Raw genomic sequence first — 24,690 nt, 5'->3', positions numbered from 1 at the left:
AACAACCGTGCCCAAGCAAAACCACCCCGAAGACCAGGCCGCAATCGAGAAGCTGCACGACACCTACATGGACGTGCTGTTCGGCGGCGCCAACGATCGGCTGATGGAGTTCCAGGACAAGGCCTACGAGATGGGTCGCGCACGCGGCCGCCTGGATACCTTCGATTTCGCCGCCCACCTGCAGCGCCAGCGCGAATTTAGCGAGCGCACCTTCGGTCCTGGCCCGCGGGCCGCTGGCGTGATCGATCACATCCGCAAGGAGCTCAGGGAGATTGAGGCCAGCCCTGGCGACCTGGCCGAATGGATCGATGTCGTCATCCTGGCCCTGGACGGCGCCTGGCGCTCCGGTGCCACGCCCGCGCAGATCATCGACGCCTTGGTCGCCAAGCAGGCAAGGAACGAGGCTCGCACCTGGCCGGACTGGCGCTCTGCCCCGCTCGACAAGGCAATCGAGCACGACCGCGTTGGTGATCCGATCGACGATCAGACCTATTTCGCTCACCGCAACGCGGGCAACAAGGTTTTCGTGAAGGGCGGCCAATTCTTCCGCGACCAGGGCGGATTGACGCAGGAGTGGGGAAAGAACTGGACGCGCATCAAGGCCGACTCGCTTGAGCAGGCCCGCAAGATCGCCGAGGAGGTGCTGCCGTGATGAAGCGCATCTACCTCTCCGGTCCCATGACCGGACTGCCCGACGAGAACCGCCCGGCCTTCAACGCCGAGGCCGCTCGCCTGCGCGCCTTGGGCTACCAGGTCGAGAACCCCGCCGAGCTGAACCCGCCCGGTACGCCCCGCCATATATGCATGCGCGTCGACGTTCAGGCGCTGCTGGGCTGCGACACCATCGCCCTTCTGCCCGGCTGGATCGACTCCCCTGGCGCCCTGCTGGAGCGCGCCAATGCGGTGCAGTTCGGCTTCCAAGTTATCGCCACCAAGAGCATCACCGAGCCCTACCAAGAGCCGGCCGACGCCGTCCTGGAGCACTGACCATGAACAAGGAACAACGCGAACAACTCGCCAGCGACCTGCTGGCGGAGGCCGAGCACCGGCGCGGCCGTGTCGTGGATCTGCTGCGCAATGCCGCTGCAGCGCTTGCCGCCCAGCCAATGGAGGCGGAGGCGAAGCTTGGCAGCCAGCAAAGTTCTTTGGATTTCGGCGCGATCCTTCGTCATGGGAAAGAGGCGTTGTTGCGAGTGGGTGAAGCGGCGCTCTCCCCCCCTCCCACAGTGCTCTCCTCCGTACCTGCGGCGATCCGGACTGCATTCTTGGACGGGTACCGCCAAGGCATTCACGACGAGTTCGTCAATGAAGAGGCAGCTTGGAACCGCAGCCGCTCAATTCACGTTGCACACAATGCCGAGCAGCACGGCACCCTGCCTGCATCCGAACAGCAGCAGGCTGTCGTGATGCCGCCGATCAAAGGCCTGCCCGACGTGATGATGGCGACGTATCACGAGGCCAAGGGGTGGAACGCCTACAACGCCGAACTCCTGCGCCTGAACCCGCACCTGCAGCCGGCTGCGCCTGCAGACTGGTGCAAGACCATGGACCGGCCGAAGTCGCAATGCGGATGCCCGGATTGCGGGTCGTCGCTGGTACAGGTTGACGGATATTCGGAACTTCCCAGCCAAGGGGGTGACGCATGATCCGCTGCCAGCAACCTAATGCCCATCCTGACCGCTGCAGCTGCTCGCCGGCGGGCACGGAACAGGTAAGCAGCGCCTGGCTGGCCCAGTTGCGTGAGGAGTACCGCCAGTATGCCGAGGAGTGCGAGCGCCTGCGCGGCGAGCTGCAGCACCGGGACAAACTGCTGGCTGAGATGCAAGCAGCCTGGGACACAGCGCTTGAGGCCGGCAAGCTGATGAATGCCCAGCTCACCGCGATCAGGGAGCAGGAGCCGGTGGCGTGGCAATCACGCTTCACCGACGAGGAGTGGGCCAAGTGTAGCCGCGGCCACTTCGACTGGGTGAAGCGGGAGCCCGAAGCATTCCCCGGAGGCTACGAAGCAAGGGAACTCTACGCGCTCCCACCCCAGCAGCTCGGCGCGATCGGCACGCATTGGCCACCGTTCGCGAAGAAGGTGTTGGCGAAAATGCGGCGTTTCTACAGTTGCGCAGAGGATCCCGGGTCGGGCGGCGTGGACATCGGGCGCCACTGGCTGGATCTGCTGACGCAACTCGAACTGCTGAACCGTGTGCAGCGCAGCCCAGCGCTTTGGGAGATATCTCAGCAGGGCGAGGACCTTCTCCATGCTGAGGTGAACGAGTGATGGCCTGCAAACACGAGAGCTTCAACGCATCGGTCGGAGTGGCGCGAATTGAAGAAAAGGGACGCTTCCTGGCCGAGATCCGCATCACCTGCCGAGATTGCGGTGTGCCCATGCAGTTTCATGGGCCTGCAGCCCGGACTGAACTACGACGGCGCCACGGTAAGCCTGGACGGGCTGGAGGCTCGCATAGGCATCCACCCTCAAGGGCAGCGACCCAACCCGCTCCAGAGTCTGCTCGGCTACACGATCAACGCCCACAACTGACCCCTGTTTCCCACTTCAACCTGCCGGCGCTGCCGGCGGGGAGGACTCACTTTGAACAAAACTTTCCTGCTGATGGCCCAGTACAACGGCATGGCCATCATTCCCCTGGAGCGCGTCTGCGCAGACTATTTCAGCCACCTGACCCCGGAAAAGTTCCAGCAGAAAGTGCTGGCTGGCGCCATCGACCTTCCGATCGTCCGCATGGAGGGCAGCCAGAAGTCCGCCAAGGGTGTCGCGCTCACCGACCTGGCGAAGTACCTGGAGGACCAACACAGCCGCGCCAAACTAGAGAATGACAAGCTCCATGGCCGGCACGTCCGGCGCGTCAGTTGAACGGAGGCGCTAGCCTCCATTCTTCCTCCTCACCCGCGCGCCCAACACCACGGGCGCCGCTATGATCTTCTCCAGCCACTCCCACCCCTCGTAGGGGTCCCCCCTCCCTCGCAAGTGCGTATACCGGCGTAGCGAGTTCCAATTCCTGTGGCCCGATACGCTGGCCACCCTCGGAATATCCCAATCCATTTCGAACAAGCGGCTGACGCCATCGTGGCGAAGGTCGTGAAAGTGCAAGTCCTCGATCTCGTAGAACTTACAGGTGTCCGTCCAGATGCGGCTGATGGTCTGGGCATGAAACGGAAAAATCTCTGGGCACTCCCTTGGCATGGACTCAATGATCCTGAGCGCCTCATCGGTCAGGTGAGCCCAGACGTCGTTGCCTTCCTTCTGATCAGGGTGCTTCATGTCCCGGACTAGGATCTGCCGACCTTTCACATCCAGGTCTTCCCAGCGAAGGCTGCAGATCTCCTCCTGCCGCCGAGCTGAGAAGATGGCAAATGCCGTGACCTTAGGCATATGGACAGCGGTGGGTTTCCATCTCAACGTATCGAAGAAGTGGCGGAGGAGTGTGTCGAGCTCTTCGAGTGTCGGCCGGCGCTTTCGCTCTTTGCTACGGGGATTTGCCCCCAACTGCTTGAGCACCTTGCGTGCATCGCCGATGGCGTGGGGATCGATATCATAGTTCCAGGCCGCCTTTGCTACAGACAGGACGGAACTGAGGTGGGCCAGATCATTTCCTATGGTCGACGGCATGACGTCACCACCTTCGGGCGACATACGCCACTGGGCGAACTCCACGAAACGCTGCGTGGTGAGGTCTCGATCAGCGACATCACCCAGCCAGGTCCGGCCAATCGCCTTTAGCGCAGTCCGCTTGGTCTCGCCCAGCGGTCGGATTCGCTCGTGCTCTTCCAGGTACTGGTCGATCATCTCTCGCACCAGCACCGCCTTCCGGCCCGCGCGCTCCAACGCGCCTGGCACCGCCAGTTCGGTCTCGCGCTTCTTCAGCCAAGCCTGCGCGGCCTGCTTGCGCTCGAAGGTCTGGGATTCTTGATAAACTGTGCGCCCTTCGCGCCAGATACGAATCTGAGCGGTGTAACCAACACTGCCGTCTCGCCGTTTCCTCGAAGTAATCGAACCCATTTTCCATTTGCTACACGGGGAATTTGATTTGCTACATTGTAGCAAGAGGGGTCGGAAAACAAGCGGAAACGGCAGGAAATGGTAGCAAATCAGATGTAACCAGATGCCCCTAGAATCAGCCTCAAAGCCAGAAACCACGCGCCCTGCGCTGTCCCGCCGCTTCTCCGTTGCGCCGATGATGGATTGGACGGATAGAAATTGTCGGTTCTTTCTGCGCCTGCTCTCGCGCCATGCGCTGCTGTATACGGAGATGGTCACCACCGGGGCACTTCTGCAAGGGGATCGGGCGCGTTTCCTCCGCCACGACGAGGCGGAGCACCCGCTGGCGTTGCAGTTGGGTGGCAGCGTACCGGCGGACCTGGCGGCTTGCGCACGCTTTGCGGAGGAAGCGGGCTATGACGAGGTGAACCTCAATGTCGGCTGCCCCAGCGACCGGGTGCAGAACAACATGATCGGCGCCTGCCTGATGGGCCATCCGGCCCTGGTGGCCGACTGCGTGAAGGCGATGCTGGATGCGGTGGCGATTCCGGTGACGGTCAAGCACCGCATCGGCATCAACGGTCGCGACAGCTATGCCGAACTATGCGATTTCGTCGGCCAGGTGCGGGAAGCGGGCTGCCGCAGCTTCACCGTGCACGCGCGCATCGCGATCCTCGAAGGGCTGTCGCCGAAGGAAAACCGTGAAATCCCGCCGCTGCGCTACGACGTCGCCGCGCAGTTGAAGAAGGATTTCCCGGATCTGGAGCTGATCCTCAACGGCGGCATCAAGACGCTGGACGAGTGCGCGACGCATCTGGAGGTGTTCGACGGCGTGATGCTCGGCCGCGAGGCCTATCACAACCCCTACCTGCTGGCGGGCGTGGATGCGCGGCTATTCGGCGACGACAGGCCGCAACCAACCCGCGCCGAGGCCCTGGCGGCATTGCGCCCCTATATAGAAAGGCACATCGCCGAGGGCGGGCAGATGCATCACATCACCCGCCATGTACTGGGCCTGGGCCAGGGCTTCCCCGGTGCACGGCGTTTCCGCCAGTTGCTCTCGGTGGACGTGCACAAGACCACCGACCCGCTGGGGTTGCTGGATCAGGCCACCGAGCTGCTGCGCGGCCACTGAGCCGCGTTCTGGCTCGGTGCCAGGCAATACCCCTTATGCCCTCCGGGCACGACCAGGCCGCTCTCCAGCATGCGGCCGAGCACCTGGCGCACGCTGATCAGCGAGAGGGGTTCACCGGCGGCATTCAGGCGTTCGTGCAGCAACCGGGTGGATATGCCGCCGCTTTCCTGGCTGGCGTCGCAGAGCACCTCCAGTACTTTCAGGCGAGGCAGGCTGGCTTTCAGGCCGGCCTCCTGCAGCAGGTGGCGCAGGTGCTGGTGGTCGCTCATCGGCATGGCATGACTCCTTGATGTATCTGTTGCCTGTTCGGCTTGCATGGAAGCTGGCGGTCCTGCCGGCCTCTTTTCCCCTGGAAAACCAGGGGCTCTAACAATAAAGACGGACGAGAACGAAAAACCCGCAAGAAAAACGGAAAAAAAACCGAATCCGGCGGTCAGACAGGGGCGGCGCTTCCGCTCGATCCCTTCAGGGAGAAAGACGCGGGACAGGGCCGCGAATTTACCCGCGCCGCCCCGTTGAGCGCGCCAGGGAGCTCGGGTAAGGTCATGCAATCTGCAACGACAAGGCTTCGTCCATGACATCCAAGCTGGATCAACTCAAGCAGTTCACCACCGTGGTCGCCGACACCGGAGACCTCGACGCCATCGCCCGCCTCAAGCCGGTCGACGCCACCACCAACCCCTCGCTGCTGCTCAAGGCCGCCGCCCTGCCCCGCTACGCGGAACTGCTCGATGCAGCCGTGGCCGGCAGCGCGGGCGATCTGGGCCTGGCCTGCGACCGCTTCGGCGTCGCCGTGGGCCAGGAGATCCTCAAGGTGATCCCGGGCCGTATCTCCACGGAAGTCGACGCCCGCCTGTCCTTCGATACCCAGGCCACGCTGCGCCGCGCCGAGCGCCTGATCGGCCTGTACAACAAGGCCGGCATCGGTCGCGACCGCGTGCTGATCAAGATCGCCTCCACCTGGGAAGGCATCCGCGCCGCCGAGCAACTGGAGCGCGACGGCATCCAGACCAACCTGACCCTGCTGTTCAACTTCGCCCAGGCGGTCGCCTGCGCCGATGCCGGGGTCTTCCTCATCTCGCCTTTCGTCGGCCGTATCTACGACTGGTACAAGAAGGCCGAGGGCCGCGACTTCGCAGGCACCGAAGACCCGGGTGTGCAGTCGGTCTCGCGCATCTACCGCTACTACAAGGCCCACGGCTACGACACCGTGGTGATGGGCGCGAGCTTCCGCAACCTCGGCCAGATCGAGCAATTGGCCGGTTGCGACCGCCTGACCATCAGCCCCGACCTGCTGCAACAGCTCGCGGACGACCAGGGCAGCCTGGAGCGCAGGCTCAGCGCCGGCAGCGAAAACGAAGCACGCGTCGCACTGGACCAGGCCCAGTTCCGCTGGCAGTTCAACGAAGATGCGATGGCCACCGAGAAGCTCGCCGAAGGCATCCGCCTGTTCGCCCGCGATCAGGAAAAGCTCGAAGCCCTGCTCAAGGCCCGCGCCTGAAATAAAAACGCGCGCGCAGCCACAAGGCTGCGCGCGCGGGTTCACCAATCAGGGGAAAGACGATCAGCTGCGCTCGAGGGCGCTCACCAGATCGTGGAAGGCTTCTCGATTGGACTCGTTGAGCCCCATCAGGATGCGGTGTGCTTCCAGCACCTTGGTGCGTACCACGTCCTCGGTCTGGTCCTGCGGAGGCAGGTCTTCCAGGCATTCCGGGCATGGCAGCGGTTTGCCGACGATGTTGAACACCTGGTCGAACCCCATCGACTGCAAGAGTCGGGTGATGTCCGGATGGGTGGTCACCACGGTCGGCAACAGTCCCACCTTCTGCCGCGAAAGGATCGACAACTTGGCCAGGAGGCCGAGCGTGGTGCTGTCGATGCTGCGAGTTTCCGTGAGATCAATGACGATCGCAGAGAAATTCAGCGCGGAGAAGATCTTTTCAATGGTCGCATCCAGAGCCGAACACAAGGTAAGGCGAATTTCACCGACGAACTTCAGGACGAAGGTTCCGTCCTGCTCGGCAAACTGGATTTTACCGGTACTCATGCAAGGTTCCTGCTCAACACCAGCAAGGCGATATCATCCGGCATCTCGCCCAGATTGGCCAGTCCAAACACCTGTCGCAAGCCATCCAGACTGCCACCTGCCGTGCACACCAGTTCCGGTAGCGCGGCTTCTTTTTCTTTGAGCGTATCTCCCGGCAAAAGGTCCAGAATGCCGTCGGATAAAAGGGTCAGGCTGAAGGATGGCGGCAGCTCGAGGACCTGGTCCTCATAGCTCGCCTCATCGAAGAGTCCGACGGGCAGGCCACGCCCGCTCAGGTAGCGTGCCTTGCCTTCGCTGAACAGCACCGGCAGCGGCAGGTGCCCGCCGATGCTGTAGGTCAGCAGACCGCTTTCTTCGTCTATCACCCCGCCGAGCATGGTCACGTGCTTGCCCAGCTTGCAGTTGATCAGGCCGCGGTTGATGTGGCCGAGCACATCGGAAGGCTTGAACTCGGGAAGCATGCCGCCACGTCGGGACTCGTAGAGCAGCCGGGTGGTCATGAACTTCAGCAGCACGGTGACGAAGGCCGAGGATGCGCCATGGCCCGAGACATCGGCCAGGTAGAAGGCGACGCGGCGCTCGTCCACGCGGAAGTAGTCGACGAAGTCCCCCGACAGGTAGAGCGACGGGATGATCTGGTGGGCGAATTTCAGTCCGTCCACCGTCCAGGGCGTCACCGGCAGCATGTTCATCTGCACCTGGCGCCCGGCGTTCTGATCTTCCTGCAGCAGGTGCAGGCTGGCCTGGAGCTCGCGGTTGGCCGCTTCCAGCTCCTCGCGGTAGCGCTGGTTCTCGACGCGCAGGGCGTAGCGATCCAGGGCCCGGTGCACGGAGTGCTCGAGCACCGCCAGGTCTTCCAGGGGCTTGATCAGGTAGTCGGCGGCACCCAGGCGCAAGGCCTCGACGGCATCGCTCATGACACCCGCGCCGGACACGACGATGACCGGGGTATCGGATTGCAGTTGATTGATGCGGCGGATGAGTTCGAGGCCGTCGACCTGGGGCATGCGCAGGTCGCAGATCACCAGATCGGGATGTTCCTGCTCGAAAACCTGCAGCCCCTGCAAGCCATTGGCAGCCTGCAGGACGCTGAAACCACTGTCTTCCAGATAGGCTGCAAGGCTTGCGCGCACTACCTCGTCGTCATCGATGATCAGCAGCTTGGCACTGGTATTGTGCATGGAGTATCCAGGCAAACGGCGCCGGGGGACGGGCTGGTTGAACACCCGGCCCAAGGCCCTGGTGCGCGTATGGGGGTTCGCTTCAAGGCGCAGACGGTACTCCCATCCGCGGGGCGATTCAAGCGTGCACCGATTGTCGAAACCTGCCTTTACACAAGAAATCGACGGGAGTTATAAGAAGCTCGGGGAGAGTCCATCAAATACAAGAGGACAGTGGCAATGAGCCAAAGCGATCGAGCCTATAGCGAGAAACGCGATTTCATCCGGATGCAAGTCGAAGCCCATGTCGTCCTGCATCATGCCGGACGCGAGATTCCCGCCCTTTGCCGCGACCTCTCCAGCACCGGCATGCAGCTGGAAGCAGACGTGGAGCTGGCGATCGGCGACAAGGTCAAGGTCCACATCCCATCCGATCACGCCGAGCTGCAGGGCCTCGAAGCCGAGGCAGAGGTGGTGCGCGTGAGCGACGGGGAGAACGGTGGCAAGTCCATCGGGCTCGCCATCATCTCGATGCGCTGAGCGATGACCTGAAACGAAAAAGGCGGCCCGATGGCCGCCTTTTTCATGCCCACGAAGGCCTAGAAGTCGTCCTCGACCTCACCGTCGCGCACCTTGAACTCACGGTTCTGCAGGTAGGCGTTGCGGATGAAGTTGTACTTGTCGCCCTGGATGAACTTCTCCGCCGACAGCAGGTTGGCGCGGGTGTCGATGACGTTGACGCCACGGATCACGTTGCGGGTCGGCACATGGTCGATGTACGGGTACGGGCCGAGGTAGCTGTCCGGGATCTTCGCCGGCGCGTCGCGCAGGGTGCTCGGGCCCAGCAACGGCAACACCACGTACGGGCCACTGCCCACGCCCCAGGCGCCCAGGGTCTGGCCGAAGTCCTCGTCGTTGCGCTGCAGCCCCATGCGGGTGGCCACGTCGAACACGCCCAGCAGGCCGAAGGTCGTGTTGAAGATCAGGCGACCGGTGTCGACACCGGCGTCGTGGAACTTCGCCTGCAGCAGGTCGTTGGCCAGGTTGCCGACATCGCCGACGTTGCTGAACACGTTGTGCACGCCATCCTCGACGAAGTCGGGGGTCACCGCCTGGTAGCCCTGCGCGACCGGTTTCAGCGCGTAGGTATCGAGGGTGTCGTTGAAGCGGAAGATCACCCGGTTGACGCCCTCCCACGGATCGCTTTCCGCCGCACCCGCCGCCAGCGGCAGCAGCGCCAGCCCAGCCACGACGCACACACGACCAAGACGATCGAGCCACCCGGTGCCGATCATTCGCATTGCAGACTCTCCTAGAGAAAAGTAGTGTGGCAGCCCCGCGGGCAGCCCGGTGAGGCGCGCATTATACGGCCATCGGGAACGCAATAGGCAGCATAGCGAAGGCCACCGATGCAGGAAAAACGATTGCTTCATATTGCCCGCATCCCAGTGCGCTGGGGCGACATGGACAGCTACGGCCACGTCAACAACACCCTCTATATCCAGTACCTGGAAGAAGCCCGGGTCGCCTGGTTCGAGCGCCATGGCATCCCCATGAGCAACGTCGAGCAGGGCCCGGTCGTCCTGCAGACCCTGCACACCTACCTGCGCCCCGTGGTGCACCCGGCCACCGTGGTCGTCGAACTGTTCGCCGGCCAGGTCGGCACCTCCAGCCTGGTGGTCGAGCATCGCCTGAGCACCGAGGAAGACCCGCAATCCACCTACGGCGAAGGCTACTGCAAGCTGGTCTGGGTCGATCACGCCAGCAACCGGCCGGTCCCCGTGCCCGCCGCCCTGCGCGCCTTGATGGACGGCGCCTGAGCGTCATCTTTCCGTCATCGCCGCGTCATCCGCCGAAGCTAGGCTGGACCTGACCCCGTCAGGATGACCTCGCCATGCCCACCCGCACACCGCCCGCGTTCAACGCCCTGCTCTTCGGCCTGTCCGGCTGCCTCGTGGACTTCGGCGCCCGGACCCTCCCCGTGGCCCTGACCCGCACCCTGCCCCGCTGCGCCCCGGAGCGCCTGCAGGAAGCCGCCAACCTGCCGCCGACCCAGGCCCTCGGCCATGCCCTGCAGCGCCCGGCCAAGGCCGCCGAGCTCGCCCGCTTCGCCGAAGCCCTGGCCAGCGCCGCCGACGAACACGCCGAAGCGGCCCCGGGCCTGGACCAGCTCCTCGACCTCCTGGCCACCCGGCAGATCCCCGGTGCCTGGCTGGACGAACTGCCCGAAGGCACTGCCCACGCCCTCTCCGCCCCCCTGGCCAGCACCCTGGCTGCCGGCAACGACCCCGACTGCCGCCCCTGGCCCGCGCCCGACGCCTGCTGGAGCGCCCTCGCCAGCCTGGGCGTCGACCGCCTCGAAGGCTGCGTGCTGGTCAGCGGCGAGCCGCGCCTGATCCAGGCCGGGCTCAACGCCGGGCTGTGGACCGTGGGCCTGGCCGCCAGCGGGCGACTTTGCGGCCAGGCCCTCGGCGACTGGCAGGCCCTGCCCAGCAGCGAACGCGACCCGCTACGCGCCCGCGCGACCCTGGAGCTGTACCGCCTGGGCGCCCATTCGGTGATCGACCACCTGGGCGAGCTGCCCGCCTGCCTGGACGACCTGGCGGCACGCCGGCAGAAGGGGGAAAAGCCCTGAGCCGGCAATTGTTACAGCCTTGATCGGGATCAGGCGCGCGCGGCACTCCTGGATTAATCTCAACGACACGAGGGACCTTTTGGCAGCCGCCCGAGGTCCACTCCTGAGTCACATGAAAGGAGAACGCCATGTCTGAACGCCTGCAGCAGCAACTGCAAGAACTGCGCGAGCAGTTGGCCAGCGACGCCCCGATGGATGAGCACGAGCGCGCCGAGCTGAACACGCTGATCCAGGACATCGAACTGCAACTGGCCGCCGAGCCGGCCACCCCGCCCGACGACAGCCTGGTGGATGGCGTCAACCTCGCGGTCGAGCGCTTCGAGATCAAGCACCCGACCCTGGCCGGCACCTTGCGCAACATCGTCCAGAGCCTGGCGAACATGGGCATCTGACGGCAGCTGCAACAAAAAACCCCGGCCTTGTGCCGGGGTTTTGCGTTCTGGGCGCTAGCCCGGGCTTTGGCCCGGGAAATGGGACGCCTACTGCCGGGCGAGCCGCCCGTTGTCCGGTGCCAGCGCGTGGGTGCTGCGGTAGGGGTTGATGTCCAGGCCGCCCCGGCGCACGTAGCGGGCATGCACGGTCAGGTACTCGGGGTTCAGCAGGCGCTTGAGGTCGAGGAAGACGCGCTCGACGCACTGCTCGTGGAAGTCGCAGTGCTGGCGGAAGCTGACGATGTAGGCCAGGAAGCTGGCGTGATCCAGGCGCGCGCCCTTGTACTCCACCACCAGGGTGCCCCAGTCCGGCTGGCTGGTGACCGGGCAGTTGGACTTCAACAGGTGGCTGTGCAGCGCCTCCTCCACCACCTCGCCAGCGTTGGCGCGCAGCAGCTCCGGCTGCGGGTGCTCGTAGTTGGCGATGGCGATATCCAGGTCGTCGATGCAGACGCCGGCGGCACGGGCCACCCCTTCGGCCTCCACCTCGGCCAGGCTGCGCACCCGCACCTGCACCGGTGCACCGGCGGCGGCGGACAGGTCCTTCTCCAGCACCGCCACCAGCGCGGCGGCATCGGCGAAGGCGCTCTGGTTCAGCGAGTTGAGGTAGAGCTTGAAGGACTTCGACTCGATGATGTTCGGCGAATCCGCCGGGATGGCGAACTCGCCGATGGCCACCACCGGCTTGCCGGACGGGGTCAGCCAGGACAGCTCATAGCAGTTCCAGAAATCCACGCCTTTATAAGGCAAGGTCTCCGCCGTCAGCCCCAGTTCGTTCCACTTCGCCACGCGGGAGATGGGAAACAGCAGTTGCGGGCTGTAGGTGCTGATGTACTCGCTGGATTTGCCCAGCGGCGAGTGTTCGGCGGGATGCTGCATGAGGAAGGCGACCTGAGCGGGAAAACCCGGCAATTGTATACAGGCCGCCACCCGCCGCAAAACCCGCTCGGCGCCCGCTCAGAACCAGGCCCGCAGCCCCACCACCCAGGCGCCCTCCTCGTCCGCCTCGCCCGCCTCACGCAACCAATCGCCACTGCGGCCATAGGTGCGCTCCCACTCGTAGCCGACATAGGGCGAGAAATCCGGCGCCAGCCGCCAGTGCAGGCGCAGCCCGGTCTCCAGGGTGCTGCCACCCGCACCACGCCCCAGGTCGCGGTCATCCGCCAGGGCCAGGTCGTATTCCAGTCGCGGCTCCAGCACCAGGCGCCGGGTCAGCAGCAGCTCGTACTCCGCCTCCAGGCGCAGGGAGGTATCGCCCCGTTCGCTGACGAACAGGTTCGCCTCCACCTCGAACCACTGCGGCGCCAGGCCCTTGATGCCGAGCACCCCATGGCTGCGCGAGGGCCCCGGCTGGTCGTCGTGGCGCAACCCCGCCTGCCAGTCGAAGAACTCACTCGCCATGCGCCGGTAAAGCAGCTGCGTCTCGCTGTCCACGGTCGGCCCGCCGGCGTCGCGCAGCCCCTCGCTTTTCAGCACCAGCTTGTGCAGGTCGGTGCCGTACCAGCCCTCCGCCGCCCAGGCCAGTTGGGCGTCGTCGCCGTGGAAACGGCTCTCCAGGCGATCGAAGCCGAAGTAGCCGACGGGCATGGCATCCATGTCCATCGCCAGCGCCGCCGGGCTGGTCAGAACCGCCAGCAACCCCCATTCAATGCTGCGCATGGGCGGCCTCCTTCATGTCCATGGCATCGCCCAGGGACCGGCTGCTGCCGTCGGGCGCATCGACCACCACCTTGCGGAACATGCCGCTGGCCATGTGGTAGATCAGGTGGCAGTGGAAGGCCCACTCGCCGATGGCGTCGGCCGGCACATCCACCTCCAGGGTGCTGCCCGGAGCGACGTTGACCACGTGCTTGAGCGGGTTGAGCCGGCCGTTGCCCTTGTCCAGCTGCATCCACATGCCGTGCAGGTGCATGGGGTGGTTCATCATCGTCTGGTTGACGAAGCGAAAGCGCACACGCTCCCCGTAGCGCAGGCGGATGGGCTCGGCCTCGGAATACTTCACCCCGTCGAACGACCAGAAGTAGCGCTCCATGTTGCCGGTGAGCTTCAGCTCGATGGTGCGGTCCGGCGCGCGGTAGCGGGCATCCGGGCGCATCGCCTTGAGGTCGCCGTAGACCAGCACCCGCCCGCCCTCGGCCTCCGGCGCCACGCCGCTGCCCGGCGCGTAGTCGGGGTTGCCCGCCGGCACCGACGGCATCCCGTGGCCCATGGCGCCGTGGTCCATGCCCGCCATATCGCCCGTATCCATGTCGCCCATGTCGTGGGCCATGCCCATGTCCGCCATGGTCAGGCGACGCGGCGCCCCCAGCGGCGGCACCTCGCCGGCCATGCCCTCGCGCGGGGCCAGGGTGGCGCGCACCAGGCCGCGCCGGTCCATGGCTTCGGCCAGCAGCGAATAGGCGCGGTCCTCGGTGGGCTGCACGATCACGTCGTAGGTCTCCGCCACCGCCATGCGCAGGCGGTCCACCGTCACCGGCAGCACGTCGTTGCCGTCGGCCTGCACCACGGTCATCGGCAGGCCGGGGATGCGCAGGTCGAAGTAGCTCATGCCCGAGGCGTTGATGATGCGCAGTCGCACCCGCTCGCCGGGCTTGAACAGCGCCGTCCAGTTCTGCGCGGTGTCGCGGCCGTTGACCAGGAAGCGGAAGCCGCTGACATCGGCGATATCGGTCGGCGACATGCGCATGCCGCCCCAGGCCCAGCGGTCCTTCAGCGTCGCCCAGACGCCATCGCGCCCGGCATCGCGGAAGAAATCCCCCACGGTCAGCTTCTGGTCGTTGTAGTACTCGGCGTCCTTCTTCAGGTTGGCCAGGGTACGTTCGGGCTTCTCGTCCTGCCAGTCGAACAGCATCACCGTGTACTCGCGGTCGTAGCGGTAGGGCTCGCGGGCACGCGGCTCGATGACCAGCGGCCCGTACAACCCCTCCTGCTCCTGGAAGTCGCTGTGGGCGTGGTACCAGTAGGTGCCCGACTGCTGCAGGCGGAAGCGGTAGGTGAAGGTCTGCCCGGGCTTGATGCCGGGAAAGCTGATGCCCGGCACGCCGTCCTGGTCATAGGGCAGGATGATCCCGTGCCAGTGCAGCGAGGTGTCGCGATCCAGGCGGTTGGTGACACGGATCTCCACCTCCTCGCCCTCCTTGAAACGCAGCTCCGGGGCGGGGGACCGGCCGTTGATGGTCAGCGCCGGCCGGCTGCCGTCGCTCAGCTCCACCCGGCCTTCATCGATCACCAGGTCGTAACCGCCACCCAGGGCGTCGGCGGCCAGGGCCAGCAGCCCGGCGCCGATCAGCGTGCGCTTCATGGCGTGACCTTGAGGCGGCCGACCATCCCCGCCTGGTAGTGGCCGGGAATGTTGCAGGCGAACTCCAGGCCGGTGGCGGCGCTGAAGGTCCAGGTCAGCTCGGCGGTCTTGCCCGGCTCCACCAGCACGCTGTTGGGGTCGTCGTGCTTCATCATCGCGCCGTGATCCATGCCGGCCATGTCATGGCCCATCTTGCTGTGGTCCATCTGGCCCATGTCGTGGTTCATGCCGGTGGGAGTGAGCATGCCCATCTGCTGCATCTGCAGCATTTCCTTCTGGTGCGACGCATGCATGGCGGCGTCGCCCAGGTTGAATTCATGCAACAGGGTGCCGGTGTTCTTCAGCACGAAGCGCACCGTCTCGCCCGCCTTCACGTCCAGTTCGGCCGGCTCGTAGTACATGTCGCCGAGGGTGATCTCCACCGTGCGGTCGGCCTCGGCGGCCTTGGCCGGATGACCGAAGGCGTAGCGCCCGGCGGAGGAATCGGCGAACGCCGGCAGGCTGGTCGACAGGCCGATGGCCAGGGCGAGCAAGGTGGTTTTCATGGCAAGGCTCCTTGAGTGGGATGCCACCACCTTAGGCAACCCAGGCTGCCGCCTGGCTGACCGGAACATTACAACTTTGTCAGCAAGCCCCACCCGCAGCCGCCGGCGCGGTATAAAAGCAGCCATCGCCCACCCCGAGAGCCCCATGAAACTGCTGATAGTCGAAGACCAGCCCAAGACCGGCCAGTACCTGCGCCAGGGCCTGGGCGAAGCCGGCTTCCTCGTCGACCTCGCCAGCGACGGCATCGCCGGCCAGCACCTGGCCCTGACCGGCGACCACGACCTGATCATCCTCGACGTGATGCTCCCCGGCCGCGACGGCTGGCAGGTGCTGCGTACCCTGCGCGACGCCGGCCTGGAGACCCCGGTGCTGTTCCTCACCGCCCGCGACGCCGTGGAAGACCGCGTGCACGGCCTGGAGCTGGGCGCCGACGACTACCTGGTCAAGCCCTTCGCCTTCGCCGAGCTGCTGGCCCGCGTGCGCACCCTGCTGCGCCGGGGCAGCGCCGGCCAGCAGGATACCAGCCTGCAACTGGCCGACCTGCGCCTCGACCTGCTGCGCCGCCGGGTCGAGCGCGACGGCCAGCGCATCGACCTCACCGCCAAGGAATTCGCCCTGCTCGAACTGCTGCTGCGCCGCCACGGCGAGGTGCTGCCCAAGTCGCTGATCGCCTCCCAGGTCTGGGACATGAACTTCGACAGCGACACCAACGTCATCGAGGTCGCCATCCGCCGCCTGCGCGCCAAGGTCGACGACGCCTGGCCGACCAAGCTGATCCACACCGTGCGTGGCATGGGCTACGTGCTCGAGGCGCGGGACGCCTGATGCGCCGCCTGTCCCTCGGCGCCCGCCTCAGCCTGCTGTTCGCCGCCAGCACCGCCGCCGTCTCGCTGATCGCCGGCGTGCTCTTCGACCGCGCCAGCGAAGCCCACTTCATCGAGCTCGACCGCCAGTTGCTGGACGGCAAGGCCGAGGTGTTCCGCAGCATCCTCGGCCCCGCCCGCCAACCCGGCGACCTGGCGCCCCATGAAGACCAGCTGCGCACGGAACTCGAGCGCCACCCCGACCTCGCCCTGCGCATCATCGGCGCCGACGGCGAACCCTGGTTCGACAGCCTGGCGGTGGCCAGCGCCGGTCACGACAGCCACGGCGACATCGCCTGGCGCCGCTTCGAAGCCCCGCTGGAGCCGGCGCGCGCGGACTCGCCACGGCTAGAGCTGCGCCTGGACATCACCCACCACCAGCACTTCCTCGAACGCATGCAACGGCTGATCTGGCTCACCGTCGGCCTCAGCGCCCTGGCCACCGCCCTGCTCGGCGCCTGGGCCGTGCGCAGCGGCCTGCGCCCCCTGCGGCGCATGGCCGAAGTGGCCGCCGGCGTCTCCGCCGACTCCCTCACCATCCGCCTCGCCGAAGACCCGGTGCCGCCCGAGCTGGCCGAACTGACCCGCGCCTTCAATGCCATGCTCGGCCGCCTGGACGACGCCTTCCAGCGTCTCTCGGCCTTCTCCAGCGACATCGCCCACGAGCTGCGCACGCCGCTGTCCAACCTGCTCACCCAGACCCAGGTGACCCTCGCCCAGCCGCGCGACGGCGACACCTACCGCGAAGCCCTGCACTCCAACCTGGAGGAGCTGCAGCACCTGGCGCAGATGGTCAACGACATGCTGTTCCTGGCCAAGGCCGAGCACGGCCTGCTGGCCACGCGCCTGGAGCCGCTGCAACTGGGCGAGGAGCTGGATGCCCTCGCGGAGTTCTTCGCGCCCCTGGCCGAGGACGGCCAGGTGAGCCTCACGCGCCAGGGCGACGCGCCGCTGCCCGCCGACCGCGCCATGCTGCGCCGCGCCCTGTCCAACCTGATCGACAACGCCCTGCGCTTCACCCCGCCGGGCGGCCACATCCGTCTGAGCGTGCAGCACGAGGCCGCGCGGGTGCGCCTGGAAGTGGCCAACGACGGTGCGCCGATCGCCGCCGAACTGCTGCCCCGGCTGTTCGACCGCTTCTTCCGCGCCGACCCGGCGCGCCGCGAAGGCCAGGCGGAACACGCCGGCCTCGGCCTGGCCATCACCCGCTCCATCGTCCATGCCCACGGCGGCAGCATCCGCTGCGAATCGGCCGGCGGCTGGACGCGCTTCGTGCTGGAGTTCCCCCTAGCGCCCTGAGTCGGGGCCGGCAGGCTTGCAGTCGTAGGCGAACAGCACATCCGTGCCCCAGGCCTGCCAGCACGACGCCTCCAGCACATAGGCCCTGCCATCGAAGCGCCAATCGGAAACGCCCTGCCCCTGGTCCGCATGGAGGCGCACGGGCGCATGGCCTTCGTTCAGCGGCCCGGCCACCCTCCCGAGCAGGCCCGCCCCTTCCAGCAGCAGGCGCGGCGCCCCCGCGGCGTCCATCTCGAACAGCCACTGGGCGTTGCTGCGCTGCACGTTCTGCGACACCAGGATGCCCGGCCTGCCCTGGCCCAGGTCGACCAGGCCGAAGCCCAGGCTCGCGTCACCCCAGCCATCGCCCATGTCCTCGTCTTCGGCCGTGTAGCTGCCCGACTGCGCCACCTGCTGGCGCAGGAGTTCCTGGGTTGCCGGCGGTACCGTGCCCGGGAGGTCGGGCAGTGCCGAGCTGACTTCGCCTATCCCTGGCGGCGCCCAATGCGGGTCGCTCAACCCTTCCTCCAGCAGCGCCCGCTGGCACGCAGCATCAGCCTTGCAGTCACGCAAGCGCTGCGGCCAGGCCTCGACGGCAGCGGCCCACTGGAGGATGGAGCGCTCCGGCGTCAGGCTGCCGTGCAGGCGCAACGCCATCTGCTGCGCTTTCGCGCGCAAACGATCGTCACCGCACAAACCCGCCCAGTCACCGCCCTGCCCGGCCAGCGCCACCCGCCGCTCCTCGGGCGAGAGGTAGTTCGCGCCGCTCAGCGCGCAGGGCAGGAAAGGCAGGGGCTCCGGCAACTGCTCCAGCTGCGGGTCGGCGAAGTGGCGCGCCAGCAGTTCGTCGTAACGGGCCAGCACCTGCCCGTTGCGGTCGATCAGCGCCTCGACCCCGCGCTCGTTGGCGAGCCCCAGGCTCACCACCGCCCGCCCCTGGTCGAAGTCCTCGATCACGGCGGCGTAGCTCGGGGCGATCACCCAGGCGCCCTGGTGATTGATGAAGCCCCACAGGTGACTCTGCGGCGAGCGCGCCGCCGCCAGGCCCTCGTGGAAGCCGTGGGCGTCCTCGAAATCGCCCGGCACCGGGTAGCGGCCGTCCGGCGCCATGAAGCGCACCGTGCTCGGCGATTGCACCTGCCCCAGGTTCTCGCCCGTGGGCAGGCGTACCGGCAGCAGGCCTTCGCGCACGCTCAGCTCCAGCGGTTCGCTGTACAGCCGGGGCGCCGGGCCGAACAGCGGTTTGCCCTGCGCATCCAGCAGGCCCCAGCCCCAGGGCCCGTCCGTGGCCATCACCCGCACGCCTTCGTTCAGGGCATGCACCTGGGTCACCTGCAGGTTCAGCCACTCGCTGAACAGCGCCGCCAGGTCCAGCTCCAGGGGCGGCACCGCCTCCAGCGCCTGGGCGCAGTCCCCCAGCGGATGCTGGGCATCGGCCCCCGGCAGCGGCAACCGCCCATCCGCCGGCAAGCGACCCAGGGCGCGGGCGGAGCGGGTTTCCAGCACCCAGGCGTTGCAGCGCCCGGCCGCGCTCGCGCCCGGTTCCTGGCGGTTGCCGCTGCCGTCCATATAGAAGTTGCCCCGGCCGCCATCGGGGGCCGCCAGGGTCTGGCCGCCCCGGTAGTCACGGAGGAAATACAGGCCCTCGGCCAGCGGGAAGGCCGGCTCGCCATCCAGGCCCAGGTAGCCGCAGAAGCGTCGTTCGGCCTCTTCGCGGCAGACCATCGCCCGCCCCTCGACGAAAGGCCGGGCGATGCTGAGCGAAGGCGCCACCAGCACCCGCCCGTCACCCTCGGCATAGCCCCAGAGGTCGTCACGCTTGAAGGCGAAGCGGCCGGCCTGCAGCCCCCCGCCCACCTGCTGGAACAGTTGCGGCACGCGCAACGCCCCCTCCGCCGTCACCAGCATGCAATCGCCACCCAGGCGCTGGTCGACCGCCTCGTTCTCGCTCGACCAGCGCATCCCGCACAGCAGTTGCGATGCCGCCTCGGCCACGCCCGCGCCGCCCATCAGCAGCGTCATCGCCAGGCCCAGCGCCTTGCCTCCCTTCACCATGCCAATACTCCACCTGTATCGATCGACCGCAGAGCGGGATTCCGCGCCGCGACTGTACAGGGCTTGCAGGTGTTTTTCCCGGCTCCGATGGCGTTGAAGCGCTTCAGACGATGCCGCCGTTGACCCGCAGCGTCTGGCCGTTGATCCAGCCGCCCTCGTCACTGGCGAGAAAGGCCACCACACCGGCTATGTCCTCAGGGCGTCCGAGGCGCTGCAAGGGCGCCTGGTTGGCCAGGCGTTCCACCGTGCCGGGGTCCTTGCCATCGAGGAACAGCTCCGTGGCGGTCGGCCCCGGCGCCACGCAGTTGACCGTCACCCCGCGCCCGCGCAACTCCTTGGCGAACACCCGGCTCATCGCCTCCACCGCTGCCTTGGAGCCGGCATAGGCGGCGTACCCCGGCAGCGCCAGGCCCACCACGCTGGTGGAGAAATTGATGATCCGCCCGCCGTCGCGCAGGCGCCTGGCCGCGAGTTTCATGGTGTTGAAGGTGCCCCGGGCGTTGACCGCGAAGATGCGATCGAACAGCGCCTCGCTGGTGTCGGCGAGATCGATCTGCCCGGGCTGGATGACGCCGGCGTTGTTCACCAGCACGTCGAGGCCGCCGTACTCCATCTCGGCGTGGTCGAACAGCGCGGCCACCGCCGCCGGGTCGCTGACGTCGGCGAGGATGGCGTAGGCCTTGCCGCCAGCCTGGGTGATCGACCTGACCACCTGCTCGGCGGCCTCGGGGCGGGCGGCGTAGTTGACCACGACCTGGAAGCCATCGAGGGCGAGGCGCAGGGCGATGGCGGCGCCTATTCCTCTCGAGGCGCCCGTGACGAGCGCGGTTCTGGCAGGGTGCGACATGGAGCCCTCCGGGAAGGCCACGGCGACTTCAGGCGGGCCGGACCTCCACTGGGTATAGCTGGCCGGGTCGCGACCGTCCTGCCGGTCATCCGCCAGGGGCACGGGCGACGCGACCCGCCGACGACACGTCACCCCGGCACGCGGCGATTTGCCAGAACTGAGCAGTGCTCCGCTCATTGGAGCGCCGGCTCTGGGAGATAATTGCCGGTCGGTCGCAGTCGATGGCCACCCGCCAGCCCCTGCCCGATACCGCACCGGCAAACTACCGGAGCGGGAACTACCATAACGACAAGGACTCAGCCGGACTCCCCCGATGGAAGCCGCTGTGCCTGCCGCCCTCGCCCACCCGCGGGGGCGCATTTATCTGCCCGATAACAAGAAAGGGACATCAATGATCAAGAAGTACATCGCCGTCCTGGCCTGCGTCCTCAGCCTGCCCCTCGGCCACGCCGTGGCGGACGAAGCCCCCATCACCCTGCGCTTCTCCCACGTGGTCGCCGACGACACGCCCAAGGGCCAGGGTGCGCTCATGTTCCAGAAACTGGTCCAGGAGCGCCTCGGCGGCCAGGTGAAGGTGGAGGTCTACCCCAACTCCACCCTGTTCGGCGACGCCGACGAACTGCAGGCCCTGCAGGACGGCAAGGTGGACCTGCTGGCCCCGTCGCTGGCCAAGTTCGACCAGTACACCAAGCAGCTGCAGATTTTCGATCTGCCCTTCCTGTTCGACGACCTCGAAGCCGTCAACCGCTTCCAGAAGCGCGCCAAGGGCCGCCAGCTGCTGCGCTCCATGGAAGACAAGGGCATCGTCGGCCTGGCCTATTGGCACAACGGCATGAAGCAGATGTCGGCCAACCGCGCCCTGCACGCGCCGGCCGACGCCCGTGGCCTGTCCTTCCGCATCCAGGCCTCCGGCGTGCTCGAGGCGCAGTTCGCCCAGCTCGGCGCCAAGGCCGTGCCGATGCCCTTCGCCGAAGCCTTCGCGGCGCTGCAGAGCGGCAAGGTCCAGGGCACCGAGAACACCTGGTCCAACCTCTACAGCCAGAAGCTCAACACCGTGCAGCCCTTCATCACCGAGACCAACCACGGTGTGCTGGACTACATGCTGGTGAGCAACTCGCGCACCTGGTACGCCATCCCGCACAAGACCCGCACCGAGCTGGAAGCGATCATCGACGAGGTCACCTTCGCGGTGAACCACGCCGCCGAGCAGCAGAACCAGGCCGACCGCCAGCGCATCCAGAGCAGCGGCAAGACCCAGCTGGTGACCCTCAGCCCCGAGGAACGCCAGGCCTGGCGCACCGCCATGCAGCCGGTGTGGGAGCAGTTCACCCCCGACATCGGCGCCGACATCGTCAAGGCCGCGCAGATCGTCAACCGCAAGCAGTCGCAGTAACCCGCCTCAGGCCCGGGCCGGCACCTCGCCGCCCGGCGCCATCCCATAGCTGGCCGGGCTGAACACCCGGGTCAGCGCCAGCATCGCCAGCACCATCACCACCAGCACCACCCAGGCACTGGTGAAGCTCCCGGTGACTTCCCGCAGCCAGCCCGTCAACCAGGGCGAGACCGCATTGATCAGGAAGCCGACGCCCTGCACGAAGGCCGCCAGCTGCCCCGCCTCGCGCGGGTCGCGACGGTGGTCGAGGGTGAGGATCAGGCTCAGCGCGAAACAGGCGCCCAGGCCGAAGCCGATCAGCGCCACCCACAGCAAGGTCGCCTGCTGCGGCGCCCACACCAGGCCGGCGAACCCCACCGCCTGGGCGGCCAGGCACAGCGTCAGCAGCGGCCGGCGGTCGACGCCGCGCTGGGCCAGGGCCGGCATGGTCAACGCCGCCAGCACCTGGAACAGCGTCATGAATGCCAGCAGGGAACCGCTGCGGGTCGGGCTCCAGCCCAACTGCTGATAGAAGGCCGGCAGCCAGGCCACCATGCTCATGTAGCCGCAGTTGATCAGCCCGAAGTACAGCGCCAGCAGCCAGGCTCGGCGATCCCCCAGAAGCCCTGGCCCAGCGCTTGCGCGCGGCGAACCGTCCCGCGCCAGCGGCAGGCGCAGCCACAACAGCAGCGCCAGCGCCGCCGGCACCAGCCAGAAGCCCAACCCCGCCTGCCAATGGCCGAAATGGCTGGCCAGCACCGGGCTGAGCAGGGCCGAAAGCCCGCCACCGCTCATCAGCGAGGCCGAATACAGCCCCATGGCCAGCGCCACGCGGCCGGCGAACTGGCGCTTGATCACCGCCGGCACCAGCGCCTGGATCAGCGCCACGCCGATGCCACCCAGCAGCGCCGTGCCCAGCAGCGCATCACCCCGGTCGCACAGCCAGCGGGCCAGGCAGGCACCGAAGATCAGCACCAGCCCGATGGCCACGCCGCGCCGCTCGCCCAGGCGCGCCTCCAGGCGTACCGCCGCCAGCGCCACCAGGCCCATGCAGATCACCGGCAGCGTGGTCAGCAGCGCCGTGCCCTGGAAGCTCAGGCCGGTGGCCGCGCGGATCTCCCCCAGCAACGGGCTGACCGAGCCGAGGATCGGCCGCAGGTTCAGCCCCAGGGCCACCAGCAGCAGCCAGGCGACGCGCGGAGGGCGGGTTTCAGTCTGGTGCATGCAGGTCCTTCCAGCGCCGGTAGAGCGCGGTGGCGCCCGCCTGGGGCAGGTGCAGCACCGGCAGGCGCTGCTGCGCCAGGGGCAACGCCATCTGCTGGTAGACCCCCGCCGTGGAAAGGCCGAAGGGCTCGCCCTCCTCATTGGCGATGGCGAACACCGCACGGCTCACGCCACTGAGGTGCATGGCGGCCAGGCACATCGGGCAGGGCTGGCCGCTTGCGTAGATCACGCAGCCATCCAGGCGCGGGCCCAGGGCGCGGCTGGCGGCGCGCATGGCCAGCAGCTCGGCGTGGGCGGTGGGGTCGCCGCTCCGGTGGATCTCGTTCACCGCCTCGGCCAGCACCTCGCCGTCCTTCACCAGCAGTGCACCGAAGGGCCGCCCGCCGCGCTCGACGTTGCCACGCGCCAGGTCGACGGCCCGTTGCAGGAACGCCTGGTCATCCGCCATGGGGAATCTCCGAAAGTCAGGAAAACCTGCGGATTATGTCCAGCCGGCCAGGTATTCTGAAATTAAATATCACCATGCAAACCAGTGGCAGGAGGCATGCCTCATGTTCGACCCGCAACTCCTGCGCAGCTTCGTGGCGGTGGCCGACTGCGGCAACTTCACCCGCGCCGCCGAACGCCTTCACCTCACCCAGTCCACCGTCAGCCAGCAGGTGCGACGCCTGGAGGAAGACGCCGGTTGCCGCCTGCTCGACCGCAGCCAGCGTCGCGTGGTGGCCACGGTCGAGGGCGAGCGCCTGCTGGGCTACGCGCGACGCATCCTCGCCCTGCAGGAAGAGGCGCGCGACGCCATGGGCGACCTGGAAAGCGCCGGCGTGCTGCGCCTGGGCGTGCCCGAGGACTTCGCCGCCGAACGCCTGATGCCGTTGCTCGCCGCCTTCGCCGCCAACCACCCCGGCACGCGCCTGGAAGTCACCTGCGGCCTGGGCCCGGACCTGCGGCGTGCCTGGCAGGACGGCGAATTCGACCTGCTGCTGGTCAAGCAGATGGGCGAGAGCGACGACTGCCTCGCCTCCTGGCCGGAGCCCATGGCCTGGTTCGACAGCCACCACAACCCGGCGCTGGGCCGCGAGCCCCTGCCCCTGGTGGCCTTCCCTGCCGGCGGCCTGTACCGCAACGAGATGCTCCACGGCCTCGACGTGCAGGGCCGCCGCTGGCGCATCGCCTACTCCAGCGCCAGCCTCGCCAGCGTCTGCTCCGCCGTCGCCGCCGGCCTCGGCATTAGCCTCCTGCCCCTGCGCGTCGCCACCGACCAACACCGCGTGCTCGACGCCGACAGCGGCCTGCCCGACATCCAGGGCGTGCGCCTGGCCCTCTACAGCCGCCAAGGCCAGGGCAGCGCCGGCCGTGAGCTGGAAGAGCGCCTGGTCAGGCTTCTCAGCCCGGATGGCGCAGACCTGTAGGGGCGAATTCATTCGCTCGTACAAAAGCGGCGGTGCTGCGCACCGCTTGGCGACTGAAGTCGCCCCTACAAAAAGCGGCCGGGCCAGCAGATGAACATGACCGCCGTGTAGGGCGGATGGCGCTCTTTTCATCCACCAGACGGAGCCGAGCCCTAGGCTTCACCGAGCATCCTCCACCTGACCCGCTCCGGCCCTACGGTGACCTTCTCCGGCAGCGGCCATATGCGTGGCGTGCGTTGCTCCAGGGTCAGCGTGGGCAAGATTTCCCCCTCCTTGAAGCGCTGGCGGGCTTTGCCTTTCACGGTGATCCAGAAGAAGTCCACATCCATCGCTGCCCAGTAACCCGCACGCGGGCAAGGCTCGCCGCTGACGCAGATGAGCGACGAATCCAGGTAG

General features: G+C 67.1%; 29 protein-coding genes. 15 read left to right on the top strand and 14 right to left on the bottom strand.

What is annotated here, in order from left to right:
- Positions 1–7 precede the first annotated feature (7 nt).
- The 5 genes from WFQ67_RS22085 (at position 8) to WFQ67_RS22065 (ending at position 2,866) form a co-directional block, all read left to right on the top strand.
- Complete coding sequence (locus tag WFQ67_RS22085; RefSeq protein ID WP_337058178.1) at positions 8–652, top strand: dATP/dGTP pyrophosphohydrolase domain-containing protein; 645 nt, start codon at positions 8–10, stop codon at positions 650–652.
- The gene (locus tag WFQ67_RS22080; RefSeq protein ID WP_337058177.1) at positions 652–987 is read left to right on the top strand and encodes a DUF4406 domain-containing protein; all 336 of its coding nucleotides are present in this window, start codon (positions 652–654) and stop codon (positions 985–987) included. The genes WFQ67_RS22085 and WFQ67_RS22080 overlap by 1 nt, the downstream gene beginning before the upstream one ends.
- Before the next feature lie 2 nt (positions 988–989).
- Complete coding sequence (locus tag WFQ67_RS22075; RefSeq protein WP_337058176.1) at positions 990–1,646, top strand: hypothetical protein; 657 nt, start codon at positions 990–992, stop codon at positions 1,644–1,646.
- A complete protein-coding gene (locus tag WFQ67_RS22070) occupies positions 1,643–2,269 on the top strand; it encodes a hypothetical protein (RefSeq protein ID WP_337058175.1) in 627 nt (208 codons plus the stop codon). Before WFQ67_RS22075 ends, WFQ67_RS22070 begins: the two co-directional genes overlap by 4 nt.
- A gap of 315 nt (positions 2,270–2,584) precedes the next feature.
- Positions 2,585–2,866 (top strand): pyocin activator PrtN family protein, encoded by a 282-nt coding sequence (locus tag WFQ67_RS22065; RefSeq protein ID WP_337058174.1) that lies wholly within the window; start codon positions 2,585–2,587, stop codon positions 2,864–2,866.
- A gap of 9 nt (positions 2,867–2,875) precedes the next feature.
- Here WFQ67_RS22065 and WFQ67_RS22060 read toward each other — a convergent pair whose 3' ends face one another.
- Positions 2,876–4,012 (bottom strand): site-specific integrase, encoded by a 1,137-nt coding sequence (locus WFQ67_RS22060; RefSeq protein ID WP_337058173.1) that lies wholly within the window; start codon positions 4,010–4,012, stop codon positions 2,876–2,878.
- 103 nt (positions 4,013–4,115) lie between these two features.
- Here WFQ67_RS22060 and dusA point away from each other — a divergent pair, with 103 nt between their 5' ends.
- Positions 4,116–5,126: a tRNA dihydrouridine(20/20a) synthase DusA gene (dusA, locus tag WFQ67_RS22055; RefSeq protein ID WP_337058172.1), complete on the top strand. Its 1,011-nt coding sequence runs from the start codon at positions 4,116–4,118 to the stop codon at positions 5,124–5,126.
- Here the strand turns inward: dusA and WFQ67_RS22050 are convergent.
- Entirely contained in the window at positions 5,096–5,401 is a 306-nt protein-coding gene (locus WFQ67_RS22050) for a hypothetical protein (RefSeq protein ID WP_173174357.1), read from the bottom strand. The genes dusA and WFQ67_RS22050 overlap by 31 nt on opposite strands.
- A gap of 299 nt (positions 5,402–5,700) precedes the next feature.
- Between WFQ67_RS22050 and tal the strand changes: the two genes are divergently transcribed.
- Entirely contained in the window at positions 5,701–6,627 is a 927-nt protein-coding gene (tal, locus tag WFQ67_RS22045) for a transaldolase (RefSeq protein WP_213629579.1), read from the top strand.
- Between the two features lie 63 nt (positions 6,628–6,690).
- Here the strand turns inward: tal and rssC are convergent, their stop codons facing one another.
- Together rssC and rssB are read right to left on the bottom strand one after the other, a co-directional pair.
- On the bottom strand, positions 6,691–7,173 hold the full coding sequence (rssC, locus tag WFQ67_RS22040) for an anti-sigma factor antagonist RssC (protein WP_021219130.1): 483 nt from the start codon (positions 7,171–7,173) through the stop codon (positions 6,691–6,693).
- Entirely contained in the window at positions 7,170–8,354 is a 1,185-nt protein-coding gene (gene rssB, locus WFQ67_RS22035) for a two-component system response regulator RssB (RefSeq protein WP_337058171.1), read from the bottom strand. Before rssB ends, rssC begins: the two co-directional genes overlap by 4 nt.
- A 219-nt stretch (positions 8,355–8,573) precedes the next feature.
- Between rssB and WFQ67_RS22030 the strand changes: the two genes are divergently transcribed.
- The gene (locus WFQ67_RS22030) at positions 8,574–8,873 is read left to right on the top strand and encodes a PilZ domain-containing protein (protein WP_111264162.1); all 300 of its coding nucleotides are present in this window, start codon (positions 8,574–8,576) and stop codon (positions 8,871–8,873) included.
- A gap of 59 nt (positions 8,874–8,932) precedes the next feature.
- Here the strand turns inward: WFQ67_RS22030 and WFQ67_RS22025 are convergent, their stop codons facing one another.
- Positions 8,933–9,634: an MlaA family lipoprotein gene (locus WFQ67_RS22025; RefSeq protein ID WP_271105820.1), complete on the bottom strand. Its 702-nt coding sequence runs from the start codon at positions 9,632–9,634 to the stop codon at positions 8,933–8,935.
- A gap of 108 nt (positions 9,635–9,742) precedes the next feature.
- Between WFQ67_RS22025 and WFQ67_RS22020 the strand changes: the two genes are divergently transcribed.
- The 3 genes from WFQ67_RS22020 (at position 9,743) to WFQ67_RS22010 (ending at position 11,360) form a co-directional block, all read left to right on the top strand.
- Complete coding sequence (locus WFQ67_RS22020; protein ID WP_236209578.1) at positions 9,743–10,153, top strand: acyl-CoA thioesterase; 411 nt, start codon at positions 9,743–9,745, stop codon at positions 10,151–10,153.
- A 74-nt stretch (positions 10,154–10,227) separates the two neighbouring features.
- Complete coding sequence (locus WFQ67_RS22015; RefSeq protein ID WP_337058170.1) at positions 10,228–10,968, top strand: HAD family phosphatase; 741 nt, start codon at positions 10,228–10,230, stop codon at positions 10,966–10,968.
- Positions 10,969–11,096: 128 nt separating this feature from the next.
- The gene (locus tag WFQ67_RS22010) at positions 11,097–11,360 is read left to right on the top strand and encodes a DUF4404 family protein (RefSeq protein WP_173174370.1); all 264 of its coding nucleotides are present in this window, start codon (positions 11,097–11,099) and stop codon (positions 11,358–11,360) included.
- Between the two features lie 87 nt (positions 11,361–11,447).
- On the opposite strand, the gene queF is transcribed toward WFQ67_RS22010, so the two are convergent.
- The 4 genes from queF to copI all read right to left on the bottom strand — a co-directional run bounded on the left by queF (position 11,448) and on the right by copI (position 15,245).
- Positions 11,448–12,278: an NADPH-dependent 7-cyano-7-deazaguanine reductase QueF gene (gene queF, locus WFQ67_RS22005; protein WP_337058169.1), complete on the bottom strand. Its 831-nt coding sequence runs from the start codon at positions 12,276–12,278 to the stop codon at positions 11,448–11,450.
- A gap of 78 nt (positions 12,279–12,356) precedes the next feature.
- Entirely contained in the window at positions 12,357–13,058 is a 702-nt protein-coding gene (locus WFQ67_RS22000; RefSeq protein WP_337058168.1) for a copper resistance protein B, read from the bottom strand.
- On the bottom strand, positions 13,045–14,700 hold the full coding sequence (locus tag WFQ67_RS21995) for a copper resistance system multicopper oxidase (RefSeq protein ID WP_337058167.1): 1,656 nt from the start codon (positions 14,698–14,700) through the stop codon (positions 13,045–13,047). Before WFQ67_RS21995 ends, WFQ67_RS22000 begins: the two co-directional genes overlap by 14 nt.
- On the bottom strand, positions 14,697–15,245 hold the full coding sequence (copI, locus tag WFQ67_RS21990) for a copper-resistant cuproprotein CopI (RefSeq protein ID WP_263153964.1): 549 nt from the start codon (positions 15,243–15,245) through the stop codon (positions 14,697–14,699). Before copI ends, WFQ67_RS21995 begins: the two co-directional genes overlap by 4 nt.
- Positions 15,246–15,390: 145 nt before the next feature.
- Here copI and WFQ67_RS21985 point away from each other — a divergent pair, with 145 nt between their 5' ends.
- Positions 15,391–16,071 (top strand): heavy metal response regulator transcription factor, encoded by a 681-nt coding sequence (locus WFQ67_RS21985; protein WP_173174380.1) that lies wholly within the window; start codon positions 15,391–15,393, stop codon positions 16,069–16,071.
- A complete protein-coding gene (locus tag WFQ67_RS21980) occupies positions 16,071–17,408 on the top strand; it encodes a heavy metal sensor histidine kinase (protein WP_337058166.1) in 1,338 nt (445 codons plus the stop codon). Before WFQ67_RS21985 ends, WFQ67_RS21980 begins: the two co-directional genes overlap by 1 nt.
- Here the strand turns inward: WFQ67_RS21980 and WFQ67_RS21975 are convergent.
- The gene (locus tag WFQ67_RS21975) at positions 17,397–19,442 is read right to left on the bottom strand and encodes a WG repeat-containing protein (RefSeq protein WP_337058165.1); all 2,046 of its coding nucleotides are present in this window, start codon (positions 19,440–19,442) and stop codon (positions 17,397–17,399) included. The two genes, WFQ67_RS21980 and WFQ67_RS21975, sit on opposite strands and share 12 nt — an antisense overlap.
- 103 nt (positions 19,443–19,545) lie before the next feature.
- Entirely contained in the window at positions 19,546–20,289 is a 744-nt protein-coding gene (locus WFQ67_RS21970) for an SDR family oxidoreductase (RefSeq protein ID WP_173174388.1), read from the bottom strand.
- 391 nt (positions 20,290–20,680) lie between these two features.
- Between WFQ67_RS21970 and WFQ67_RS21965 the strand changes: the two genes are divergently transcribed.
- Positions 20,681–21,682 carry a TRAP transporter substrate-binding protein gene (locus tag WFQ67_RS21965; RefSeq protein WP_337058164.1) on the top strand — a complete coding sequence of 334 codons (1,002 nt, stop codon included), beginning with the start codon at positions 20,681–20,683 and terminating at the stop codon, positions 21,680–21,682.
- A 6-nt stretch (positions 21,683–21,688) separates the two neighbouring features.
- Here WFQ67_RS21965 and WFQ67_RS21960 read toward each other — a convergent pair whose 3' ends face one another.
- Positions 21,689–22,885: a CynX/NimT family MFS transporter gene (locus WFQ67_RS21960; RefSeq protein WP_337058163.1), complete on the bottom strand. Its 1,197-nt coding sequence runs from the start codon at positions 22,883–22,885 to the stop codon at positions 21,689–21,691.
- Positions 22,872–23,333: a nucleoside deaminase gene (locus WFQ67_RS21955; protein WP_285961906.1), complete on the bottom strand. Its 462-nt coding sequence runs from the start codon at positions 23,331–23,333 to the stop codon at positions 22,872–22,874. The genes WFQ67_RS21960 and WFQ67_RS21955 overlap by 14 nt, the downstream gene beginning before the upstream one ends.
- 103 nt (positions 23,334–23,436) lie before the next feature.
- Between WFQ67_RS21955 and WFQ67_RS21950 the strand changes: the two genes are divergently transcribed.
- Positions 23,437–24,294, top strand: a complete 858-nt coding sequence (locus WFQ67_RS21950) for a LysR family transcriptional regulator (RefSeq protein WP_337058162.1) — start codon at positions 23,437–23,439, stop codon at positions 24,292–24,294.
- 152 nt (positions 24,295–24,446) lie between these two features.
- Here the strand turns inward: WFQ67_RS21950 and WFQ67_RS21945 are convergent.
- Positions 24,447–24,690, bottom strand: a 244-nt coding sequence (locus WFQ67_RS21945; protein ID WP_337058161.1) for a hypothetical protein, incomplete at its 5' end; no start/stop codon positions are given.

This window comes from Pseudomonas sp. USHLN015, assembly GCF_037153275.1.
In the GTDB taxonomy this organism is placed as follows: Bacteria; Pseudomonadota; Gammaproteobacteria; order Pseudomonadales; family Pseudomonadaceae; genus Metapseudomonas; species Metapseudomonas tohonis.
Note: the sequence above shows the minus strand (reverse complement) of the source record. Positions and strands in the feature narration are given on the sequence as shown.

Coding starts and splice junctions, on each gene's coding strand:
- WFQ67_RS21995 (WP_337058167.1), bottom strand. CDS start 14,700: ATGAAGCGCACGCTGATCGGCGCCGGGCTGCTGGCCCTGGCCGCCGAC.
- WFQ67_RS22020 (WP_236209578.1), top strand. CDS start 9,743: ATGCAGGAAAAACGATTGCTTCATATTGCCCGCATCCCAGTGCGCTGG.
- WFQ67_RS21955 (WP_285961906.1), bottom strand. CDS start 23,333: ATGGCGGATGACCAGGCGTTCCTGCAACGGGCCGTCGACCTGGCGCGT.
- WFQ67_RS21985 (WP_173174380.1), top strand. CDS start 15,391: ATGAAACTGCTGATAGTCGAAGACCAGCCCAAGACCGGCCAGTACCTG.
- queF (WP_337058169.1), bottom strand. CDS start 12,278: ATGCAGCATCCCGCCGAACACTCGCCGCTGGGCAAATCCAGCGAGTAC.
- rssC (WP_021219130.1), bottom strand. CDS start 7,173: ATGAGTACCGGTAAAATCCAGTTTGCCGAGCAGGACGGAACCTTCGTC.
- WFQ67_RS22050 (WP_173174357.1), bottom strand. CDS start 5,401: ATGCCGATGAGCGACCACCAGCACCTGCGCCACCTGCTGCAGGAGGCC.
- WFQ67_RS22010 (WP_173174370.1), top strand. CDS start 11,097: ATGTCTGAACGCCTGCAGCAGCAACTGCAAGAACTGCGCGAGCAGTTG.
- WFQ67_RS21970 (WP_173174388.1), bottom strand. CDS start 20,289: ATGTCGCACCCTGCCAGAACCGCGCTCGTCACGGGCGCCTCGAGAGGA.
- WFQ67_RS21980 (WP_337058166.1), top strand. CDS start 16,071: ATGCGCCGCCTGTCCCTCGGCGCCCGCCTCAGCCTGCTGTTCGCCGCC.
- WFQ67_RS21965 (WP_337058164.1), top strand. CDS start 20,681: ATGATCAAGAAGTACATCGCCGTCCTGGCCTGCGTCCTCAGCCTGCCC.
- WFQ67_RS22000 (WP_337058168.1), bottom strand. CDS start 13,058: ATGCGCAGCATTGAATGGGGGTTGCTGGCGGTTCTGACCAGCCCGGCG.
- WFQ67_RS22070 (WP_337058175.1), top strand. CDS start 1,643: ATGATCCGCTGCCAGCAACCTAATGCCCATCCTGACCGCTGCAGCTGC.
- WFQ67_RS21950 (WP_337058162.1), top strand. CDS start 23,437: ATGTTCGACCCGCAACTCCTGCGCAGCTTCGTGGCGGTGGCCGACTGC.
- WFQ67_RS22030 (WP_111264162.1), top strand. CDS start 8,574: ATGAGCCAAAGCGATCGAGCCTATAGCGAGAAACGCGATTTCATCCGG.
- WFQ67_RS22025 (WP_271105820.1), bottom strand. CDS start 9,634: ATGCGAATGATCGGCACCGGGTGGCTCGATCGTCTTGGTCGTGTGTGC.
- tal (WP_213629579.1), top strand. CDS start 5,701: ATGACATCCAAGCTGGATCAACTCAAGCAGTTCACCACCGTGGTCGCC.
- WFQ67_RS22075 (WP_337058176.1), top strand. CDS start 990: ATGAACAAGGAACAACGCGAACAACTCGCCAGCGACCTGCTGGCGGAG.
- dusA (WP_337058172.1), top strand. CDS start 4,116: ATGCCCCTAGAATCAGCCTCAAAGCCAGAAACCACGCGCCCTGCGCTG.
- WFQ67_RS22060 (WP_337058173.1), bottom strand. CDS start 4,012: ATGGGTTCGATTACTTCGAGGAAACGGCGAGACGGCAGTGTTGGTTAC.
- WFQ67_RS22080 (WP_337058177.1), top strand. CDS start 652: ATGAAGCGCATCTACCTCTCCGGTCCCATGACCGGACTGCCCGACGAG.
- WFQ67_RS21960 (WP_337058163.1), bottom strand. CDS start 22,885: ATGCACCAGACTGAAACCCGCCCTCCGCGCGTCGCCTGGCTGCTGCTG.
- WFQ67_RS21975 (WP_337058165.1), bottom strand. CDS start 19,442: ATGGTGAAGGGAGGCAAGGCGCTGGGCCTGGCGATGACGCTGCTGATG.
- rssB (WP_337058171.1), bottom strand. CDS start 8,354: ATGCACAATACCAGTGCCAAGCTGCTGATCATCGATGACGACGAGGTA.
- copI (WP_263153964.1), bottom strand. CDS start 15,245: ATGAAAACCACCTTGCTCGCCCTGGCCATCGGCCTGTCGACCAGCCTG.
- WFQ67_RS22015 (WP_337058170.1), top strand. CDS start 10,228: ATGCCCACCCGCACACCGCCCGCGTTCAACGCCCTGCTCTTCGGCCTG.